At 56.4% G+C, this 13,665-nt stretch carries 11 protein-coding genes; all 11 read right to left on the reverse strand.

The features are described 5' to 3' along the window. Positions 1-163 precede the first annotated feature (163 nt). The 11 genes from Q1Q75_RS18065 to Q1Q75_RS18115 all read right to left on the reverse strand — a co-directional run bounded on the left by Q1Q75_RS18065 (position 164) and on the right by Q1Q75_RS18115 (position 13,653). On the reverse strand, positions 164-1,858 hold the full coding sequence (locus Q1Q75_RS18065) for a long-chain fatty acid--CoA ligase (protein ID WP_300673506.1): 1,695 nt from the start codon (positions 1,856-1,858) through the stop codon (positions 164-166). A gap of 189 nt (positions 1,859-2,047) precedes the next feature. Next, a complete protein-coding gene (locus tag Q1Q75_RS18070) occupies positions 2,048-3,757 on the reverse strand; it encodes a long-chain fatty acid--CoA ligase (protein WP_300673508.1) in 1,710 nt (569 codons plus the stop codon). A gap of 190 nt (positions 3,758-3,947) precedes the next feature. Then, positions 3,948-5,654, reverse strand: a complete 1,707-nt coding sequence (locus Q1Q75_RS18075; RefSeq protein ID WP_300673512.1) for a long-chain fatty acid--CoA ligase — start codon at positions 5,652-5,654, stop codon at positions 3,948-3,950. A 189-nt stretch (positions 5,655-5,843) separates the two neighbouring features. Beyond that, positions 5,844-6,671, reverse strand: a complete 828-nt coding sequence (locus Q1Q75_RS18080; protein ID WP_300673514.1) for a prephenate dehydrogenase/arogenate dehydrogenase family protein — start codon at positions 6,669-6,671, stop codon at positions 5,844-5,846. Next, positions 6,659-7,720, reverse strand: a complete 1,062-nt coding sequence (aroC, locus tag Q1Q75_RS18085; RefSeq protein WP_300673516.1) for a chorismate synthase — start codon at positions 7,718-7,720, stop codon at positions 6,659-6,661. Before aroC ends, Q1Q75_RS18080 begins: the two co-directional genes overlap by 13 nt. A 152-nt stretch (positions 7,721-7,872) precedes the next feature. Then, positions 7,873-8,394 (reverse strand): shikimate kinase AroL, encoded by a 522-nt coding sequence (gene aroL / locus Q1Q75_RS18090; protein WP_300673518.1) that lies wholly within the window; start codon positions 8,392-8,394, stop codon positions 7,873-7,875. 40 nt (positions 8,395-8,434) lie between these two features. Continuing rightward, entirely contained in the window at positions 8,435-9,697 is a 1,263-nt protein-coding gene (aroA, locus tag Q1Q75_RS18095) for a 3-phosphoshikimate 1-carboxyvinyltransferase (RefSeq protein WP_300673521.1), read from the reverse strand. 153 nt (positions 9,698-9,850) lie between these two features. Then, positions 9,851-10,669 carry a shikimate dehydrogenase gene (locus Q1Q75_RS18100; RefSeq protein WP_300673523.1) on the reverse strand — a complete coding sequence of 273 codons (819 nt, stop codon included), beginning with the start codon at positions 10,667-10,669 and terminating at the stop codon, positions 9,851-9,853. 2 nt (positions 10,670-10,671) lie between these two features. Then, positions 10,672-11,817 (reverse strand): prephenate dehydratase, encoded by a 1,146-nt coding sequence (gene pheA, locus Q1Q75_RS18105; protein ID WP_300673526.1) that lies wholly within the window; start codon positions 11,815-11,817, stop codon positions 10,672-10,674. Between the two features lie 2 nt (positions 11,818-11,819). Continuing rightward, complete coding sequence (locus tag Q1Q75_RS18110; RefSeq protein WP_300673528.1) at positions 11,820-12,812, reverse strand: 3-dehydroquinate synthase II; 993 nt, start codon at positions 12,810-12,812, stop codon at positions 11,820-11,822. A gap of 34 nt (positions 12,813-12,846) precedes the next feature. Further along, positions 12,847-13,653: a 2-amino-3,7-dideoxy-D-threo-hept-6-ulosonate synthase gene (locus tag Q1Q75_RS18115; protein ID WP_300673530.1), complete on the reverse strand. Its 807-nt coding sequence runs from the start codon at positions 13,651-13,653 to the stop codon at positions 12,847-12,849. Between the last annotated feature and the right edge of the window lie 12 nt (positions 13,654-13,665).

The following is a 13,665-nucleotide window of genomic DNA, read 5'->3' on the forward strand; positions in this document are numbered from 1 at the left end:
GTATTCTGTCTGATTTTCTCACCCTTCGGGCGAGCCGGGTGCACTCATCTGCCGCGTTATCAGAGCTTTGAGGTAAACCACTACATCTTCAGCTCTGATGCCTTGCATATGAGCGCACCCAACTCGTGAAATATCCGGGCTAACACGCTAAAAAATAGAATCTTTAAGCTTCTTTACCGCCCTCTTCATCCCGCAGCTGCTTTCGCAGAATTTTTCCCACGGTGGACTTGGGCAACTCCGAACGGAAGGCAACAGAGACGGGCCACTTGTACTTGGCGAGTTTGCCTGAGCAGTAACCAATCAGCTCTTTTTCAGTGGCGGTTTCGCCCTCTTTCAGCACCACAAAGACCTTGGCAGCCTCCCCCCGATGGGGATGGGAAATACCAATGGTACAGGCCTCCTGCACCTTGGGATTTTCAAAGAGCACCTCATCGATATCCCGAGGATAGACATTGTACCCGCCGGAGATGATCATATCCTTTTTGCGATCGACAACATAAAAATACCCGTCCTCATCCATCTTCGCAATGTCACCGGTATGGAGCCAGCCGTCGCAGAGAGTCTCCTCGGTGGCCTCCGGCCGATTCAGGTACCCCTTCATCACCTGGGGCCCCCTGACCACGAGCTCACCCACCTCCCCGACGGGCACCTCAGTCACCCCGTCGACAAGATCCAGAATGCGTGCTTCGGTATTGCTGATGGGCAACCCGATACTGCCCGCTTTCCGCGCCCCGCCATGGAAGGGGTTGATATGGGTTACCGGGCAGGACTCGGTCATGCCGAAACCTTCGGCGATCACAGAACCGGAACGCCGCTCAAACTCACGGATCACCTCCACAGGCAGCGGGGCACTGCCAGAGAAAAAGCCCCGGATGCAGGAGAGATCGGTGTTGTCGATGGCAGGGTCATGCACCATGCTGATGTACATGGTAGGCACCAGGGGAGCAAAGGTGGGGCGAAATTTTTGAATGGCCTCCAGAAGCTGAGCCCCCTGGGGTTTGGGAACCAGAATGATGGCCTCCCCCAGAGCGATGGGCAGGTTCATGGTGGTGGTCAATCCAAAAATATGGAAAAAGGGAAGCGCCCCGAGAAAGACCTCTTCCCCCACCCTCAAAACGGGAAACCACGAGGTAACCTGCTGCACCTGGCAACTCAGGTTGCGGTGGGTCAGCATGACCCCCTTGGAAATGCCGGTGGTCCCCCCGGTGTACTGATACATGGCCACATCGTCCCAGTCGATCTCCTCATGATAATCAGACGGAGCGTGGGACGCGATCATCTTTTTCCATTTGTAGAGATCGGGAGCCGGTGTCACGGAAGCCGCCATCTTTTTTCGTTTGGCCACCAGAGGAAAGAGAAGATTTTGTGGAAACGGCAGGTAATCTCCGATGGAGGTGTAAATAATTTTTTTGATGCCCGTTTTCTCGCGAAGGGCCACCATTCGATCGGCAAGCAGATCCAGGGTGATGAGAAGCACGGCCCCGGAGTCATTAAACTGATGCATCAGCTCCCGATCGGTGTACAGGGGGTTGTTCATGACCACAACCGCGCCCAGGCGCAAGGTGGCGTAGTAGGCCACCACGCAGGGGATCAGGTTGGGCAAAAGAATCGCCACGCTGTCCCCTTTTTTCACGCCCATCTCCTGAAAGCAGGCCACCATCGACCGCACCATGCGGTCAAGCTCACGGTACGACACTTTGTAGCCCTGAAAAATCAACGCCGTATTTTCAGGAAACCGACTCACCGAGCGTTCCAGGGAATCAGCGATAAAAAGCTTTTCAAAATCAAGGGATTCCTGGACCCCTGCTTCGTAGCTGCTCAGCCACGGCTTGCTCTGGTAAGTCACCTTGTTGGTCACGTATCTACCCTCCACTCTTCATACTGAGGTTAAAAATCATATCTTAGTGCGTATGAATTAAGGGAGTGACGGTGCCCTGTCAACAGGATTCGACCCCGCCCAATCACTTTATCATGTTACTTTTATTAAACATTTTTCACGCGTGCTAACACCCTAACATTTTACCCCTTCTTTTTCACACACGGGCCGTCAGATCCCTGACGTCCGGGGGCTCGTGTTCACCTCTTCCTTCCGAAGATCTTTTCGCAGAATTTTACCCACCGTAGACTTGGGGAATTCCCTGCGAAACTCCACGGCCACCGGCCATTTGTACTTGGCCAATTTATCGGTACAAAAATCGATCATCTCCTGCTCGGTGGCGGTCTCCCCTTCCCGCAATACTAAAAAGACCTTCACGGCTTCTCCCCGGTGGGCGTGTGGAATACCAATCGCGCAGGCCTCCTGCACCTTGGGATGTTCGTAGAACACCTCATCGATATCCCTGGGATACACGTTGTACCCCCCGGAAATGATCATGTCCTTTTTGCGGTCCACGACAAAAAAATAACCGTCCTCGTCCATCTTCGCGATGTCACCGGTATGGAGCCACCCACCCGCCAGTGCCTCCTCCGTGGCTTCCGGATTGTTCAGATACCCTTTCATCACCTGGGGACCCCGTATGACAAGTTCCCCCATCTCCCCCACCGGCATCTCGGTGACCCCGTCGGCAAGATCGACAATACGGGCTTCGGTGTTGCTGAGAGGCACCCCGATACTGCCCGCTTTCCGGGGACCGCCGTGGAAGGGGTTGATATGGGTCACCGGACACGACTCCGTCATACCGAAGCCCTCGGCGATCACGGACCCGGAGCGTTTTTCAACCTCCCGGATCACCTCCACGGGGAGCGGAGAGCTACCGGAGAATAAACCTTTTATGCAGGAAAGATCGGTCTTATTGATGGCAGGGTCATGGACCATACTGATGTACATGGTGGGGACCAGCGGGACAAAGGTGGGACGGTACATTCGCATGGCCTCAAGGAGTTGGGTTCCCTGAGGCTTGGGGACCAGCACGATGGACCCCGCCATGGCGACGGACAGGTTCATGGTGGTGGTTAACCCAAAGATATGGAAAAAAGGAAGCGCACCGATAAAGATCTCTTCCCCGTCGCTCAGACTTGAAAACCATGCCGTAAGTTGTTGAACCTGGCAGCTCAGGTTCCGGTGAGTCAACATAACCCCCTTGGAAATGCCCGTGGTCCCACCGGTATACTGGTACATGGCCACATCATCCCAATCAAGCGCCTCACGATAATCGGAAGGCGCATGGGAAGAGATCACCTTTTTCCACTTGTAAAGATCGGGAGCAGGGGCGACGGTCGCCGCCATCTTCTTTCGTTTGGCCACCAGAGGAAAGAGAAGATTTTTCGGAAAGGGCAGGTAGTCCCCGAGGGAGGTATAGATAATCTTTTTGATGCCGGTCTTCTCGCGAAGGGCCACCATGCGATCGGCGAGCAGGTCCAGGGTAATCAGCAGCACGGCACCGGAATCGTTAAACTGATGCATCAGCTCCCGATCGGTGTACAAGGGGTTGTTCATCACCGCCACGGCCCCTAAGCGCAAAATAGCGTAATAGGCCACCACGCAGGGGATGACGTTGGGCAGGAGAATCGCAACGCTCTCCCCTTTTTTCACCCCCATCCCCCGGAGGCAGGCCACCATGGATCGCACCATGCCGTCCAATTCAAGATACGAGACCCTGTATCCCTGGAAAATCAGCGCGGTGTTGTCAGGAAACCGACGCACCGAGCGTTCCAGGAAATCCGCGATAAAAACGTCCTCAAACTCAAGAAATTCAGGAACCCCTGTTTCGTAGCTGTTTAACCACGGCTTGCTCTGGTAAGTCACCTTGTTGGTCACGCACTGTCCTCCACTTCTTCATACTGACATTAAAAATCATCATTTCAAAACGTATGAATTAAGGGAGTGACGGTGCGCTGTCAACAGGATTCAGCCCCACGCAATCACTTTATCAAGTTATTTTTATTAAACAGTTTTCACGTACATTTACAGAGCATAAGCCAGCGGTTTCTTATTCGCGCAAGGGCCATCAGGTCCCGGCGGCGAGGGTGCTCTTGCTCCCCTCCTCTTCTCGAAGATCCTTTCGCAGAATTTTCCCCACCGTGGACTTGGGGAGCTCAGGCCGAAACTCCACAGCAATGGGCCACTTATACTTGGCCAGCTTATCGCTGCAAAAATCGATCATCTCTTGTTCCGTGGCGGTTTCCCCGGCCTTAAGCACCACAAAAGCCTTGATGGCTTCCCCACGGTGATCATGTGGAATACCGATGGAACACGCCTCCTGAACCTTGGGATGTTCATAAAGCACCTCATCAATGTCCCTGGGGTAGACATTGTATCCACCGGAAAGAATCATGTCCTTTTTCCGGTCCACGATATAAAAGTACCCTTCCTCGTCCATCCGAGAGATATCCCCGGTGTGCAGCCAGCCATCGGTCAGGTTCTCTGCGGTGGCCTCGGGACGATTATAATACCCCTTCATGACCTGGGGTCCCCGCACCAGCAATTCGCCCACCTCACCCACGGGCATATCGGTCTCTCCGTCGGCGAGATCCACCACCCGTGCTTCGGTATCCGGTGCCGGTATACCAACGCTTCCCACCTTCCGTTTGCCCCCACTGAAGGGATTCATGTGAGTCACCGGGCTGGTTTCGGTCATGCCGAACCCCTCCACAATCACAGACCCGGACCGTCGCTCAAATTCCCGAGTCACCTCCAGGGGAAGCGGTGCACTTCCGGAAAAGCACCCTTTTATGGAGGTCAGATCGGTCTTGTCAATGGCCGGATCGTTCAACATACTGATGTACATGGTGGGCACCAGCGGCGCAAAGGTGGGCCGGAATTTACGAATGGTCTCAAGGAGCTGTGGCCCTTGAGGTTTCGGCACCAGGATCATCTCCCAGCCCATGGAGATAGGATAGTTCAGGGCACAGGTCAGCCCAAAGATATGAAACCACGGAAGCGCAGCGATGCAGCTCTCCGCTCCCTTTTCAAACTCAGAAAACCAGATGCTGGCCTGTTGAATCTGAAAGGAGAGGTTGCGATGGGTCAACATGACCCCTTTGGAGGGACCGGTGGTTCCCCCTGTGTACTGATACATGGCCACATCATCGAGGCTCAACGTCTCATGAAACTCGGTGGGCGCGTTGGCCGCCACGATCTCCTTCCACTTAAACACATTCGGAGCCGGAGCCACGTCGGCGGCCAACTTTTTCTTTTTGCCCACCAGGGGAAACAGAAGATTTTTGGGAAAGGGGAGGTAATCCCCGATGGAGGTGTAGACGATCTCTTTGATAGAGGTTTTACTGCGAAGGGCCGTCATGCGATTGGCCAGAAGGTCCAGGGTCACCAGGACCGTTGCCCCGGAATCGTTAAACTGGTGCAGCAGCTCCCGATCGGTGTACAAGGGGTTATTCATCACGCAGATGGCCCCCACACGCATGGCGGCATAATAAATCACAAGACAGGGAATGACATTGGGAAGCAGGACCGCCACCCGATCGTCTTTTTCAACACCGATAGACTTCAACCACGCCGCCAGGGACTTCACCATTCGGTCCGTCTCGCTGTACGTCAGTTTGAAACCCTGAAAATTAAGCGCGATGTTGTCCGGGTATTGCTTGACAGAACGTTCCAGGAAATCGGTCAGGAAAATCTCTTCATAATCCACATGGGAGGGGATGCCCTCCCCGTAACTGCTGAGCCACGGTTTATCCTGATAGATGGTCTCGGTCATGGGGCCTCCAGGGAAGTTGGGTTGAGCAGGGATAGGAACATCGTTTATAGGTCAAACCCATGTTAGTCTCTCTCGGGAACATTATCAACCCCATTCCTCAACGACCTCTCATTTTCATCCCCACCGAACACAACTTAGCCCTGGCATCCCCCTCCATTCACAGGATCCGACCCTTCCCGGCCCCCCCTCTCAAACCACAGACTTTAGCAGTTTATTGGATTCTTCAAGCCCAACCTCGCAGCACGGCCCCAGAAATTCACGAATCTCCTTCATATAAGTCAGAGACCCGTCTCGCTCCGCATCCACCATCGCCTCTGCTGTCTCGGAGAGCGCATCACCAAAAAGGTCCACCATCTCACCGACATAAGGGTTGTCCCCCACCATGGCGGCATAAAGGTCTGGATCCTGAGCAAACAAACGACCGATCAAATCGTTCTTCAGCTTAAAAATGGGCGTGGCATAGGAGAGAGCCATATCGGGGGTGACGCCCAACTTTTGCAGCGTCCGCCCCATGGAAATCGTGACGATGTGGGTCAACCCCTGGGCGAGGGCCATGGCCCGGTCATGGGCTTCAGGGGTCATGCGGGACACCCGCGCCCCACCATCGACAAACTCCGCCTCAAGAAAGGCAAGCCACCGCTCCCCACGCCCCGGCGTCAAAATGATATTCTGCCCGGCCACCCCTTCGGTATGTGGCCCGAACATCGGGTGGGTCCCCACCACCTCACACGAAGCCGAGTCCATCATCACCTCTGTGATCTCCTCCTTCAGGGAGCAGATATCGAAGAGCCCCTGTTCCTTTGACATGCGCCGACCCAGGTTTTTGGCAATGGCCGGTGCGACATCCATGGGGGTGGCGATCATCACCAGATCGCAGCGACGGGCCAGCTCGTCGGCCGTGGTCTCGGTACCGACATCCGCCAGGAGAACCCGGTGCCCCCGCCTGACAAACCAGGCGTCAAACAGACGACCCATCCCCCCTTTCCCACCGACAATGCCCAAGGTTATCTGGTCCATTTCACTGCCCTCTGCCTCAAAAAATGATCGGCCAGCACCAGGGCCACCATGGCTTCACACACCACATTTACGCGCGGAATGGCCGACACGTCATGACGCCCGCGGGTCCGAATCGTTGCGGGCTCTCCTTTCGTGTTGAGGGTCACCTGCTCACGGGTAATCGAAGGGATGGGCTTAACAGCCACACGCATTACCAGAGGCGCGCCGTTTGAAATGCCTGCCAGCACCCCCCCTGCGTGGTTGGAGGAGAACCCCTCCGGGATAATGGGGTCATTGTTTTCAGAGCCTGTCATCCGTGCTGCGTCAAAACCCGCACCGATCTCCACCCCTTTGACCGCACCAATGCCCATGAGCGCCCCGGCCAGGGCGGCATCAAGCTTTTCGAACACCGGCTCCCCAAGGCCTGCGGGGACCCCGTCGGCGATGATCTCCACCACGCCCCCCAGGGAATCACCCTCTCGTCTCACCGCATCCACCCGGGCGTCCATGGCTTCGGCAGCCTCCGCATCGGGACAAAGATACGGGTTCTCGCCCATCTTTTCATACGCCCTCTTTTCCGCCCGCACCCCACCCAACTCAACCGTGGCCGCAAGGATGGACACGCCAAGGGGTTTCAAGATCTCACAGGCCAGGGCCGCCGCCGCAACACGCCCCACGGTTTCACGTGCCGAGGCACGTCCCCCGCCCCGGTAATCCCGGATTCCGTACTTCTTGTCGTAGGTAATGTCCCCGTGCCCCGGACGGTAGAGATCCTTGATATCAACGTAAGAGCCAGAATGGGCGTCCTGATTTTCCACCACAATGGTAATTGGGGTCCCCGTGGTTTTGCCCTCAAAGGTTCCCGAGAGAATGGTTGCTGTATCCGGCTCTTTCCGGGAGGTGCTGATCTTCCCCCCCCCGGGTTTCCGGCGATCAAGCCATGCCTGAACATGGATTTCGGTAAAGGGGATCCCCGCGGGTGCGCCGTCGATCGTGACGCCCACCGCCTCTCCATGGGATTCACCCCATGTGGTTATACGAAACAGATCGCCAAGGGTATTTCCTGCCATTTTTTTCTCCTGATTCGCCCGATTCACGGGCGATACATACCAAGTAAGATCAGTCGCAACGCCCATTGATATGAAATAGTTGCGACATATTTTTAAAGTCAATTGTCATGTTTTCAAAGGAACTCGCCGTGCCACCAAGGGATAGCTCCCATTCAGCGTTTCAGCTGAAGAAGAATCTCTTCGGCGATCGATTCCGGAGACATGCCATCGGTCTCCAGGGTCAGATGGGCGGCCGCCTGATACAGGGGCTCCCTCTCCTTCAGTACAGAAGCGATTTCATCTTCCACACCGACTCCGGTTAAAGAAGGCCGCTGCGTGGCCGTTACCGCATCGGTCATGATTCGCCGTGTCAGGGTGTGGACTCTGGCTTTCAACCAGACCACGGTGCCGGAGCCCCGCATCAGGCTCCGATTCTCAGAATTCACGATGATTCCACCCCCGGTGGCCACGATCACCCCATCACTGTCGGCGACCTGCCGCAAAGCAAACTGCTCCAGCTTGCGAAAGCCTCCCCACCCATCCCGGGTCACGATCTCATCCACACTCGCTCCGGCATACCCGATGATAAAGCCATCGGTGTCTATAAAGTGCCGGTGCATCCGATCCGCAAGGATTTTTCCCACGGTACTCTTTCCCGTGCATCGATAACCTGTCAGGTAGATGTTGTTGGACATGGAAGTCACCTCATTTTGAATCTTTTATTCTTCCCACCGCTCAGGACTGTAAGGTATCGAACACATCCCAATACGTGGGGAAAGACTTCTTCACGCAGCCGGGGTCCAGAATCCGAACCCCCGGAGTCGTAAGACCGGCAATGGAAAAACTCATGGCCATGCGATGGTCATCGTACGTCTCTACCTCGGAGCCTGAAAGCGCCCCACCGGTAATTTCAAGGCTACTCTCCCCTGCCACGGCGTCAATGCCCATCTTGCGAAGCTCCGTGGCCACACAGCCCAGGCGATCGCACTCCTTCTCCCGCAGGTGAGCCACGTTCTGAATCACCGTGGTCCCCTTCGCGTGGGCCGCCACCACGGCCAGGGTGGGCACCACATCGGGCATCAGGGACATGTCCACGGTGACGGCAGAAAGCTCGCCTCCGGTCACGGTGGTTCCGTCCTCTTCATGGACGACAGTGCATCCCATCTTCTCCAGCACGTCCACAAACCCCACATCCCCCTGGCGGGAATTTCGGGTCACGTGCCTTACCTTGACGCTCTTTCCCGTGACCGCCGCCGCCGCCCAGAAATAGCTGGCGTTGGAACCGTCGGGTTCGCAGTGATAGGTTCCGGGGCGATAGCTCTGATGCGGCGCCACACGAAACACCTGAAAGTTATCGTGAGTAACCTCAATGCCGAAGCGTGCCATAATGTCCAGCGTGATCTCAACATAAGGCTTCGAGACCAGCTCCCCGGCCACCGTCACCGACAGGCCTTCCCGGGCATAAGGGGCCGCCAGAAGAAGGGAGGAGAGAAACTGACTGCTGATACGGCAATCCAGGCTCACCGCCCCGCCCTTAAAATCGCCCCCTTTCACCTTCACCGGAGGACACTGGGTGGGGTGAACGCATTCCGCCGAGACCCCCGCCTGGCGCATGGCCACCAGCAGGTCTTCAATGGGCCGTTCCCCCATGCGCTTTGTCCCCGTCAACACGGTCTCGCCCTGCCCCAGCGCGGCAATCCCCGTAAGAAGTCGCATGGAGGTCCCGGAGTTGGCCAGATAAATGGGCTCAGTACAGGCCCTTAGCCTGCCGTCCGTCCCCCTCACCACCATGGCCTCGCCCTCATCTTCGATCACCGCGCCAAAGGCCCGCAGCGCGTCACGGGTCAACAGCGTATCCTCGCTCCGGAGAAGCCCCGTAATCCGGCTCTCCCCATCGGCCAACGCCGCAGCGATAAGCAGCCGGTGGGAGTAACTCTTGGATCCCGGCAGGGTCACCGTTATTTTATCTCTGCCCACTCCGGGCTTAATCTCTCTCATGGTCTGCCTCATCTGTTATCTGATAAAATAAAATGGGCCTCCGGCGGCAAGGTGGCGCCACCTTGAAAGCGGGTTTGCGTCCGCCACTCACTACTCACTACTCACTACCCACCACTCACCATTCACCAATCACGACTCACTATTCACTATTCACTAATAGCGGCCCAACGCCTCCAGCACGGTCCGCCTCATGAGATCCACAGGGGCCTCAAGACCGGTCCACAGCTCAAACTGGGAAACAGCCTGATATACAAACATGGCGGTCCCATCCACGGTCACACACCCTTTAGCCCGGGCCGCGGAGAGAAGCGCTGTCTCCAGGGGATTGTAGACGATATCCATCACCAGGGTCCGGGAAGTCAGGCCGTCTAAGGAAAGGGGCACCGCATCGGTTCGTGGGACCATCCCCACGGAGGTGGCGTTGATCAAAATATCCACCGTGCCAAGGTCCACATCAGAAAGGGGGGAAAACGCCGCCCCCAGGTCCTCGGCAAGTGCATTGCCCTTATCCTCACTTCGATTGGTGATCAGAAGGCTGCCCCCTCTCTGCCGGATGCCGTATCCGATGGCGCGCGCAGCGCCTCCCGCGCCGATCATCAGCACTTTTTTCCCGGCGATCGTTCCCTTCTCCTCCAGAGCCCGCATGGCCCCGGCCACATCCGAATTAAACCCGATCAGCTTCCCTTCCCGGTTCACAAGGGTGTTCACCGCACCGATTTCCCGGGCGGTAAGATCCACCTCATCCAGATACGCCATGACATCGGTCTTATGGGGAATGGTGACGCTGGCCCCCCCCATCCCGAGGGTTCGCATGGCCTGAACCGCCCCTTGGGCATCTTTCAATCCAAAGGCAAGATACACAGCGTTCAAACGGCAGGCACCAAAGGCCGCGTTGTGCATGGCCGGGCTCAGGCTATGGGCGACTGGATCGCCGAAGACCCCGAAAAGCCTCGTTTTTGCGTCAATTGCCATGGTTATAAGACCTCCGGCGAGCTTTCATCGGCGTTACGATACCCTGCGTGCTCGCCCTTGGGATAGGAACCCAGCACCTTCAGGTAAAGACAGAGCCCCTTCATGGTGTCCAGAACCCGTTTCATCCGGGCGTCATCCTTATGGCCTTCGATATCCATGATAAAAAAGTAGCTCCAGTTTTCACGCTTCGTGGGGCGGGACTCCAGCTTCACCATGTTCAGTCCGGTGTCGGCCACCGGCTCCAGCGTGGTAAACAGCGCGCCGGGAATGTGAGAGGTTACAAACATCACCGAGGTCTTGTCATTGCCTGTAGGGGCCTGGTCTTCCCGCCCCAGAACAAGGAAACGGGTTTCATTGCGGGAGGAGTCTTCAATCTTGGACTCCACCACCTGAAGGCCATACACCTGGGCGGCCTTGCTGCTGGCAATGGCCGCAGACTTAGGGTTCGTCGCTGCTTTCTGGGCCGCCTGGGCCGTGCTGCTGCACTCCTCAAGCACCACCTCCGGAAGATTCCGCTGAAGCCAGCTACGACACTGGGCAAAGGGCTGGGGGTGGGAATAAACCACCTCCACCTCATCGAGATTGCCCCAGAGAGAGAGCAGATCGTGACTGATGGCCTGATAGTGTTCCGCGATGATCTTCACATCGGACTCAAAAAGCATGTCCAGAGTGTGGGTCACCGCCCCCTCGATGGAGTTCTCCACAGGCACCACCCCATTCTGGCAGCCGCCGCGTTCCACCTCCGCAAAAATTTCTGCAATATTGCGGTAGGGAACAAAATGCCCCGAATGACGGAAATGGCTGAGGGCCGCCAAGTGGCTGTGGGTCGCTTCAGGACCAAGGTAGGCGATGGTCTGTGGCTTTTGCAGCTCACGGGACGCGGCCATGATCACGCTGAAGATATACTGGAGCACGGTATCATCCACCGGGCCCTGGTTCAGCCGGCAGATGCGATCCATGATCAGAGACTCTCGAGACCGGTCGAGGACTTTGCTGTCATACTGCCGCTTCAAATCTCCGACTGCGGCGCTCACGCCCAGCCGTTCATTGATCAAAGAGACAATCTGCGTATCAATCCCGTCGATCTTTCCGCGCAGTTCGGTCAGCTCTTTTTCAAAGGGTTCCACACCCGGTTGAGGCTTTTCCATGATCATTTCTCCGTAATCGTTTCGTCCACCTTGTGACCGAAGTGACGCCCGCCCTCTTCATGATACGCCATCACACGATCGCCTGGTGAAAGGGCCACCACGGAAAGGGGCTCACCCTCCGGTGAGGTGAGGCGAATGGTTTCAGCGTTCTGAACAATCGTGGCCACCCCCTTTTCACCGATACGGGCGGTGATCAGGAGCATGGGCCGTTTTTCAATCTTGATGCGACCCACCACGGCGCTGGTGGCCGTCCCGTCGTGGCCAATAATTTCCACCTCATCGCCGGCTTCAATTTCACTCAAGTACCGGGTGCGTCCGCCCGGAACCCGGGTGTAGGCATGCACTGCCCCGGCATTGACCCTGAAGGGACGCTGGGCCACATACGGATTGGAGACCGTCTCCGCATGGACCAGAAACAAGGCGCTGCTGGAATTGCCCACCAGCATGCCCTCGCCTTTTTTCATGTTCTGACAGGTATCCACGCAGACGCGATCCCCCATGCCGATGTTCTTCACCTCAATGATCTCCGCTTCCACCAGAGAAAGAGTCCGTGTCTCTCCCTTGAGCAGCTCCAAGGTTTTTTTAAGCTCCATGGGATCCCGGGTGTCCAGCATCACCTGCTTGACCCCTTTTTCCAGAATGCCGAAGGCAAGCTGCGCCTCATCGAAGCTTCGCACCAGGGCAGCCACATCCGCGCCCTTGGCGATAAGGTTCTCCAGGGGAATAATGGTCCAATCTGTGCATTCAAGGATCACCAGTTTCTGGCTGGCAAGACGGCAGATCGCGGCCTCGTCAGCCCCACTCGTGATGGTAAAGAGCTCCACATCCTTGCCCGGAACCAGATCCCCGTCCGCACAAAGCGTGGTGATCCGTCCGAGTTCTTTCACCTTGTCCGAGCACCCGTCAGGCACCATGATTCCGTCGGCCCCGCATTCCAGGGCTGTCAAGACCAGTTCCTTGTCCCAGGGGTCTGCTTTCACCCATATTTTTCTCATAATCAAATCGTCCTTAAAGAATAAAAATCCTATGTTACGCTACGCTCCCCAAATGCTCCAGAGCTTCTTCAACGGATTTGTCCTGATGAATAATCATATGCATCGCCCTCACAAGATTTTCGGGATCTCGATGCTGAAAAACGTTGCGACCGATGGAGACCCCAGCCCCCCCGGCGTCAATGGAGTCCTTGACCATCGTCAGGATATCGCGGTCGGAGTCCATGGTTTCGCCCCCTGCGATCACCACGGGCACGTTGCACCCTTGGGTCACCTCGCGAAAGGTTTCCGGACTGCCGGTGTAGTTCACCTTCACGATATCGGCGCCCAGCTCACCCCCGACGCGGGCGGCATGCTTGACAAAATTCACATCATAGCTGTTCGTGATCTTCTCTCCCCGTGCGTAACACATGGCCAGCAGCGGCATCCCCCAGGTCCGACAATCGGCGCTGACACGACCGAAATCATGGAGCATCTCCTTTTCGTCGGCATCGCCCAGGTTCAAATGAATGGAGACGGCGTCGGCACCGAGCTTAATCGCTTCTTCAACCGAACAGACAAGGGTTTTTGCGTTGGGAAAGGGGGAAAGGCAGGTGGATGCGGAAAGGTGAACAATCAGGCCGATATCAGGTCCCGCGCCACGAAGCCCCTCTGCCACAAGGCCTTTATGCTCCAGGATGGCGTTTGCGCCTCCGCTGGCGGCCCTTTGAATGGAGGATTTCATGTCAATGACCCCTTTGATGGGGCCCACGGTGATCCCGTGATCCATGGGAACGATGATGGTCCGGCCGGTGGATCGGTTGAAAATCCGTTCAAAACGAATCATTTTACCAATGCTGCTCATCTTTTTCTCCTT

It is taken from the genome of Desulfoluna sp. (assembly GCF_030145185.1).
Lineage (GTDB): Bacteria > Desulfobacterota > Desulfobacteria > Desulfobacterales > Desulfolunaceae > Desulfoluna.

Excerpts from the sequence above, each read along its gene's own strand:
- Q1Q75_RS18080 (WP_300673514.1), bottom strand. The coding sequence starts at position 6,671 with ATGGACCAGATAACCTTGGGCATTGTCGGTGGGAAAGGGGGGATGGGT.
- aroC (WP_300673516.1), bottom strand. The coding sequence starts at position 7,720 with ATGGCAGGAAATACCCTTGGCGATCTGTTTCGTATAACCACATGGGGT.
- Q1Q75_RS18115 (WP_300673530.1), bottom strand. The coding sequence starts at position 13,653 with ATGAGCAGCATTGGTAAAATGATTCGTTTTGAACGGATTTTCAACCGA.
- Q1Q75_RS18100 (WP_300673523.1), bottom strand. The coding sequence starts at position 10,669 with ATGGCAATTGACGCAAAAACGAGGCTTTTCGGGGTCTTCGGCGATCCA.
- Q1Q75_RS18075 (WP_300673512.1), bottom strand. The coding sequence starts at position 5,654 with ATGACCGAGACCATCTATCAGGATAAACCGTGGCTCAGCAGTTACGGG.
- Q1Q75_RS18110 (WP_300673528.1), bottom strand. The coding sequence starts at position 12,812 with ATGAGAAAAATATGGGTGAAAGCAGACCCCTGGGACAAGGAACTGGTC.
- aroL (WP_300673518.1), bottom strand. The coding sequence starts at position 8,394 with ATGTCCAACAACATCTACCTGACAGGTTATCGATGCACGGGAAAGAGT.
- aroA (WP_300673521.1), bottom strand. The coding sequence starts at position 9,697 with ATGAGAGAGATTAAGCCCGGAGTGGGCAGAGATAAAATAACGGTGACC.
- pheA (WP_300673526.1), bottom strand. The coding sequence starts at position 11,817 with ATGGAAAAGCCTCAACCGGGTGTGGAACCCTTTGAAAAAGAGCTGACC.